The following is a 7,039-nucleotide window of genomic DNA, read 5'->3' as shown; positions in this document are numbered from 1 at the left end:
CATTTTCCAGGTGGCGGCGGCCAGCTCCGTGCTGCTGGCGCTTTACAGCCTGACGCTGCCGCACACGCCTGCTCCGGCGAAAGGCCTGCCGGTGAAGGTGCGCGATCTTTTCTGCGCGGATGCCTTTGCGCTGCTCAAAACCCGCCACTTTTTCGTCTTCTCCGTCTGCGCGATGCTGATCTCCGTCCCGCTCGGCACCTATTACGCCTACACCGCCTCGTATCTGGCGGATGCGGGAATTGCCGACGTCAGCACCGCCATGTCCTTCGGGCAGATGTCCGAGATCGTCTTCATGCTGGTTATTCCGCTGCTGTTCCGCCGTCTGGGCGTGAAGGTCATGCTGCTGATCGGCATGCTGGCGTGGTTTGTGCGTTACGCCATGTTCGCACTGGGCGTCAGCGAGGAGGGGCGCATTCTGCTGTATCTCGGCATCCTGCTGCACGGCGTCTGCTACGATTTCTTCTTTGTCGTCGGCTTTATCTACACCGACCGCGTGGCGGGCGAAAAGGTGAAAGGCCAGGCCCAGAGCATGATCGTCATGTTCACCTACGGCATCGGCATGCTGCTCGGCTCGCAGATTTCCGGCGCGCTCTATAACCGCCTGGTGGCCGGGCAGACCGTGCCGCAGGCGTGGGTGACATTCTGGTGGATCCCGGCGGTGGCTGCCGCGGCGATCGCGCTGATTTTCCTTCTCACGTTTAAGTATGACGATGACAAGGCGTAATGTTCAGGAGGTGGTATGAGGACGATAAAAGGACCCGGCATTTTTCTCTCGCAGTTTATCGGCGAGGAAGCACCGTTCAACACGCTCGACGGGCTTGCAGGGTGGGCGGCTTCAAAGGGCTATAAAGCGGTGCAGATCCCCTGCAACCATCCGCATATTTTTGACGTCGAGAAAGCGGCTGAGAGCCAGGCCTACTGCGATGACATCACCGCTAAGCTGGCCGCGCACGGGCTGGTTATCAGCGAACTGTCGACCCATCTGGAAGGGCAGCTTGTCGCGGTAAACCCGATTTACAGCGACGCGTTTGATCACTTCGCGCCCACGTCCGTGCGCGGTAACGATGCGGCGCGCCGGGCGTGGGCCACGGAGAAGCTGAAACAGGCGGCGGTCGCCTCGGCAAGATTAGGTCTGAAAGCACACGCCACCTTCTCCGGCTCGCTGGCGTGGCCGTTTTTCTATCCGTGGCCGCCGCATAACGAGCAGCGCTTTCAGGAGGCGTTCGAGGAGCTGGCGACCCGCTGGCGGCCGATTCTGGATACCTTCGACGAGCAGGGCGTGGACGTCTGCTTTGAGCTGCATCCGGGGGAAGATCTGCACGACGGCGTCACCTTCGAGCGTTTTCTTGCGCTGGTGGACAACCATCCGCGCTGCAACATTCTCTACGACCCGAGCCATATGCTGCTTCAGCAGATGGACTATCTGACCTTTATCGACATCTTCCATGCGCGTATTAAAGCGTTCCACGTGAAGGATGCCGAGTTTCGCCCCAGCGGGCGCAGCGGCGTCTACGGTGGTTACCAGCCGTGGATCAACCGCGCCGGACGCTTCCGCTCGCCCGGCGACGGGCAGATCGACTTCAAAGGCATTTTCGGCAAGCTGACCCAGTACGACTATGACGGCTGGGCGGTGCTGGAGTGGGAGTGCTGCCTGAAGGATGGCGATACCGGGGCGAGTGAAGGCAGCGAATTTATCCGCCGCCACATCATTCCGGTTGCCGGGCGCGCGTTTGACGATTTCGCCGCAGGGGGCAGCCATGATTAACGTCGGGATCGTCGGCAGCGGGTTTATTGGCCCGGCACATATCGAGGCGCTCAGGCGCCTTGGGTTTGTTCAGGTGGTCGCGCTGTGCGACGGCTCGCTCGTTAAGGCGCAGGAAAAGGCGCGCCGGCTAAACGTACCGCACGCGTACGGTAGCGTTGAGGAGCTGCTCGCACACCGCGATCTGCACGTGGTGCACAACTGCACGCCTAACCACCTGCACGCGGAGATTAACCGCCAGATCCTGCGCGCGGGCAAGCACGTGTTTTCCGAAAAGCCGCTGTGCATGACCCCGGACGAGGCGCGCGAGCTGGTGGCGCTGGCGGATCAGACGGGAGCGGTGCACGGCGTGAGCTTTGTCTATCGCCAGTTTGCGATGGTGCGCCAGGCGGCGAGCATGATGCGTGCGGGCAGCGTCGGGCGGCTGTTTGCCTCACACGGCAGCTATCTGCAGGACTGGATGCTGCTGGAAACCGACTACAACTGGCGGGTAGATGCCGCGCTCGGCGGCGCATCGCGCGCGGTGGCGGATATCGGCTCCCACTGGTGCGACACGGTGCAGTTCGTTACCGGGCGGCGCATTACCGAGGTGATGGCTGATTTATCCATCGTCTGGCCGAGGCGCAAGGCCAGCGCGGGTGGTCACCAGACCTTCTCCCATGACGAGCAGGCGGAGTATGAAGTCAAACCGGTCACCACCGAAGATTTTGGCTCGGTGCTGTTCCGTTTTGACGACGGCAGCAAGGGCAGCTTTAGCGTCTCGCAGGTGAGCGCGGGGCGAAAAAACCGCCTGACCTTTGAAATTAACGGCAGCGAGCAGTCGGTGGCGTGGGATCAGGAAATCCCGCAGCAGCTGTGGATCGGCCATCGCGCCCGGGCAAACCAGACGCTCACCGACGATCCAGGCCTGATGAACCCTGACGTGGCCGACAGCGCCCACTTCCCCGGCGGGCACATTGAAGGGTGGCCGGATGCCTTTAAAAATATGATGGCGCAGTTTTACCGTGCCGTGCAGGCGGGCGCGATGCCGGATAATCCGCAGTTTGCCACCTTTTACGATGGCGCCAGTGTGATGTATATCATTGATGCAATTGTGAAAAGTCATCAGCAGCAGCGCTGGGTGCGCGTGGAATACTGACGCATTGCCCGGTTCGCCGGGCAATCAATTTATGGTAGCCTGCACAAAACGCTAACCGCAGGATGTATCGTCGCTATGTCAATTCAGAAAATCGCTCAACTGGCCGGGGTATCCGTGGCAACGGTCTCCCGCGTACTGAATAACAGCGATACCGTAAAGGCGAAAAACCGCGAGCGCGTTTTGCAGGCGATCCAGGAGAGTAACTACCAGCCCAATCTGCTGGCGCGTCAGCTGCGCACTGCCCGCAGCTATATGATCCTGGTGATGGTCTCGAACATCGCCAACCCGTTCTGCGCCGAAGTGGTGAAGGGCATCGAAGCCGAGGCGGAAAAGAACGGCTATCGCATTCTGCTGTGCAACTCCGGCTCGGATATTGAGCGCTCCCGCTCGGGCTTAAGCCTGCTCTCCGGCAAAATCGTCGACGGCATTATCACCATGGACGCCTTCTCGAAGCTGCCGGAACTTGCCGCGCTGATTGGTTCTGCACCGTGGGTGCAGTGCGCCGAATATGCCGATGCGGGCGCGGTCTCCTGCGTCGGCATCAATGATGTGGACGCTTCACAGCATGCCGTCAGCCAGCTGGCCGACGGCGGCCGCAAGCGTATCGCGATGATCAACCACGATCTCAGCTACAAATATGCCCGCCTGCGCGAACGCGGCTATAAGAGCGTCATACACCTGCGGGATCTGGACTATCAGGAGGTGGAGTACGCCAGTGAGCTCAGCTCCGGGGCGGGCATGGCGGCGATGCAAAACCTGCTAAAAGCAAACCCGCCGGATGCGGTGTTTGCCGTTTCCGATACGCTGGCGGCGGGGGCGCTGCGCGCCATTCAGCAGGCAGGTCTTCGGGTGCCGGAGGATATTGCCGTGGTCGGCTTTGACGGCACCGAGCTGGCGGAGATGGTTTCTCTCACCACCATTGAACAACCGTCGCGGGATATCGGGCGCAAGGCAGTCAATTTGCTGTTAAATAAGATCGACAACCCGGATGCGCCCACGGAGAGGGTCATGATGGACTGGCGCTTTATTTCCCGCGCCAGCACCTGATTATCTGGCGATGACGCCAGCCAGCGAGCGAATATCGTTTCCGGTTGGCGATTGGTGAATACGCAGACCAAATTCATCCACCACCGCGAAAATATGGTCGAAGATGTCGGCCTGAATTTCCTCATATTCCGCCCAGACCACCGTGTTGGTGAAGGCGTATATTTCAATCGGCAGCCCGTTGGCATCCGGCGCGAGCTGGCGCACCATCAGCGTCATATCTTTACGAATACGCGGGTGGTTACGCAGATATTCATTCAGGTAGGCACGGAAGGTGCCGATATTGGTCATCTTGCGCAGGTTTAATACCGATTCCCCTTCGCCGTTCTGCTGATTCCACAGGTTAATTTCCTCATGACGCGCCGCCAGATACGGCTTCAGCAGTTTCGCCTGAATCAGTTTTTGCTGCTCCTGCTCGTCGAGGAAATGAATGCTGGTGGTATCGATATTCAGGCTGCGCTTGATGCGGCGACCACCGGAGGCGGACATGCCGCTCCAGTTGATGAACGCATCGGACACCAGCGCCCAGGTCGGGATGGTGGTGATGGTGTTATCGAAGTTGCGCACTTTAACAGTGGTCAGGCCGATGTCGGTCACCGTGCCGTTGGCGCCGTATTTCGGCATCTCCAGCCAGTCGCCGAGCTTGAGCATGTCGTTGGCGGAGAGCTGAATACCGGCCACCAGGCCGAGTATCGGGTCTTTAAAGACCAGCATCAGAACGGCAGCCATCGCACCCAGGCCGCTTATCAGAATGGCGGGTGACTGACCGATCAGCAGGGAGATAATTAGTATCCCCACCAGAATGGCGCTCACCAGCTTGATGCCCTGGAATATCCCCTTCAGCGGCAGCTGTGACGCGGTGGCCATTTTCTGCGACAGATTGAAAATCACGTCCAGCAACGAGAAGAAGGAGAGCAGGGCATAAACCATCACCCACAATTTCGCGCAGGTGGTAAGTAATTCCGCCGCTTCGCTGCCTTTTTGCAGCCACAGAACCGCCTGAACGTTGACGATTATCCCCTGCAGGGTAAACGCCAGACGGTGAAATAACTTGTTCTGCGTAATGATTTGCAACCATAAATGGCTGCTGGCCTGGGCGCGTTTCTCGAATGCGCGCAGCACCACTTTGTGCAGAATAAAATGAACGATAATGGCCGTAAGAAAAATAATACCAAAGATAATCACTAAAGAGGTGGTGTGATTAATTTCAATCCCTAACTCTTCAACCTGAGCAATTAATTCCTGCATAACGTCTCCTGTATTGATGCAGCCCCATAATGGCGGCTGCGGATCTATTATGCAAATTCAGGCAGTTTTATTTTGTCGCCGGACAGGCCTTGACGACCGGTAAACACAGACGATGGCGCATACGCAGCGTGACCAGCGCCAGCACCACCATCATGGCCGTTTCCACCATCAGGAAGACATTGACCGCCTGGGTGTAATCTCCGTGATGATTTTGCAGCCCGTGCAGCAAAATCGCGCCGAAAATGGCCGGGCCAAGCCCCAGCGCAGCCTGTTGCAGCGTGCTTAAAATCGCGCTCGCGGCCCCCGCGTCGTCAGGCTGAATATCACGCATCCCGATACGGTAGAAGCTGTTTACAATCAGCGCCTGCCCGTAACCCACCAGCCCGGTGGCCGGGGCCAGCGTCAGCGCGGTATTCTGCATTCCCCAGTGACGGAACGTGGCGATCAACGCCACCAGACCGACAAGCTGAATCGCAAGTCCGGTCAGCAGGATGGCGCTGGTGCTGTAGCGGGCAATCAGGCGTGGGGCGAACCAGGCAGAAATAAAATAGGTGACGCCAAGCGCGATAAAGCTGTTCCCGGACTGCCACGGCGCCATCCCCAGACCGCTTTGCATGGTCAGCGCCATACAGAACATGAACCCGGACCAGACGCTGAAAAAGAGTATCCCGATTAGCACGCCAAAGCGGATGCTGCGCAGCTGCAACAGGCGCGGCGCGATGAGCGGGTGGGCATTCTCACGCTCTTTTTTGCGCGCGTTCAGCACCATTACACAGACCAGCGGCACAATCGCCAGCAGTGCGGCCTTCAGCGGCCACGACCAGTGCCACTGCGGGCCGAGCGCCATCGGGAACAGCAGACAGCACAGTATTGCCGTCAGCAGGACAGTCCCGGTCCAGTCAATGCGCGACGGCGTGTCGCGGCGGGTTTCCGGTACGTAGCGACGGCTCAACGCCAGCACCACCAGACAAATCGGCACGTTGATAAAGAAGGCGTTACGCCAGCCAAGCCCGGCGATGTCCGCCGACACCAGCCAGCCGCCACCCATCTGGCCGACGATAAACGCAATTCCGCCGATACCGCCGAACAGACTGATCGCTTTGGCGTGTGCCGTTCCTTTTAACGTCACATGCAACGTCGCGAGAATTTGCGGCATGATCAGCGCGGCGCCCGCACCCTGAATAATGCGCGCGCCAAGCAACTGTTCGATATTGCCCGCCATGCCGCACAGCAGTGAGGCCAGGCCAAAACACGCCACGCCCCACATAAACAGGCGACGGCGGCCAAGGTTATCGCCCAGCTTGCTGCCGGGTGCCAGGCAGACGGCAAAGGCCACGCCGTAGAGGGCGACGATCAGCTCCAGTTCGGTGGCGGTGGCGTGTAACGAATGGGTGATGGAATCCAGCGCCACGTTGGTGATTGAGGTATCAATCAACGGCAGCATCTGGCCGGTTAACAGCAATATCAGGCCCGCACGACCCGGTGAAACAACTGACGTATTCATGGTGACTCCATTGCGTCAAACAGCGTAGAGTCGTAGCATCAATCATCTGATAAACGGGTACCAGTTCTTACTTATACTGGTACTGGCACTACCATGCAGGAGATGTTATGGCGCTGATGTCTGAACCTGTCACCTCTCTCCAGGATGACACCCGCAAGCAGCTGGGCGCGTTTTTGCGTGCCCGGCGCGAAAGCCTCGATCCGCAGCGCCTCGGCTTACCGCGCAGCGGCCGCCGCCGCACGCCGGGCCTGCGCCGGGAAGAGGTGGCGATGCTCGCGGATGTCGGCGTGACCTGGTACACCTGGCTGGAACAGGGCCGGGACGTCAATCCGTCCAGCGCGGT

The 7,039-nt window shown here is 59.3% G+C and carries 7 protein-coding genes; 5 read left to right on the top strand and 2 right to left on the bottom strand.

Features of this window, described 5'->3' with window-relative positions:
- The 4 genes from DD606_RS23210 to DD606_RS23195 form a co-directional block, all read left to right on the top strand.
- Window positions 1-724: MFS transporter (locus DD606_RS23210; protein WP_129259227.1), on the top strand; the 724-nt coding region annotated here is incomplete at its 5' end.
- 15 nt (window positions 725-739) lie between these two features.
- Window positions 740-1,765 carry a sugar phosphate isomerase/epimerase gene (locus tag DD606_RS23205; protein ID WP_045896327.1) on the top strand — a complete coding sequence of 342 codons (1,026 nt, stop codon included), beginning with the start codon at window positions 740-742 and terminating at the stop codon, window positions 1,763-1,765.
- On the top strand, window positions 1,758-2,900 hold the full coding sequence (locus DD606_RS23200; RefSeq protein ID WP_129259225.1) for a Gfo/Idh/MocA family protein: 1,143 nt from the start codon (window positions 1,758-1,760) through the stop codon (window positions 2,898-2,900). Before DD606_RS23205 ends, DD606_RS23200 begins: the two co-directional genes overlap by 8 nt.
- Window positions 2,901-2,975: 75 nt before the next feature.
- The gene (locus DD606_RS23195) at window positions 2,976-3,947 is read left to right on the top strand and encodes a LacI family DNA-binding transcriptional regulator (RefSeq protein ID WP_129259223.1); all 972 of its coding nucleotides are present in this window, start codon (window positions 2,976-2,978) and stop codon (window positions 3,945-3,947) included.
- Here the strand turns inward: DD606_RS23195 and DD606_RS23190 are convergent, their stop codons facing one another.
- Both DD606_RS23190 and DD606_RS23185 read right to left on the bottom strand, forming a co-directional pair.
- Window positions 3,948-5,192 (bottom strand): mechanosensitive ion channel family protein, encoded by a 1,245-nt coding sequence (locus DD606_RS23190; protein ID WP_003858888.1) that lies wholly within the window; start codon window positions 5,190-5,192, stop codon window positions 3,948-3,950.
- A 67-nt stretch (window positions 5,193-5,259) separates the two neighbouring features.
- Window positions 5,260-6,696 carry an MFS transporter gene (locus tag DD606_RS23185; RefSeq protein ID WP_058652746.1) on the bottom strand — a complete coding sequence of 479 codons (1,437 nt, stop codon included), beginning with the start codon at window positions 6,694-6,696 and terminating at the stop codon, window positions 5,260-5,262.
- A 107-nt stretch (window positions 6,697-6,803) separates the two neighbouring features.
- On the opposite strand from DD606_RS23185, the gene DD606_RS23180 reads away from it, so the two are divergent.
- Window positions 6,804-7,039, top strand: a 236-nt coding sequence (locus DD606_RS23180; protein WP_139158341.1) for a helix-turn-helix transcriptional regulator, incomplete at its 3' end; no start/stop codon positions are given.

This window comes from Enterobacter cloacae complex sp. GF14B (genome assembly GCF_004136805.1).
Lineage (GTDB): Bacteria > Pseudomonadota > Gammaproteobacteria > Enterobacterales > Enterobacteriaceae > Enterobacter > Enterobacter hormaechei_C.
Note: the sequence above shows the minus strand (reverse complement) of the source record. Positions and strands in the feature narration are given on the sequence as shown.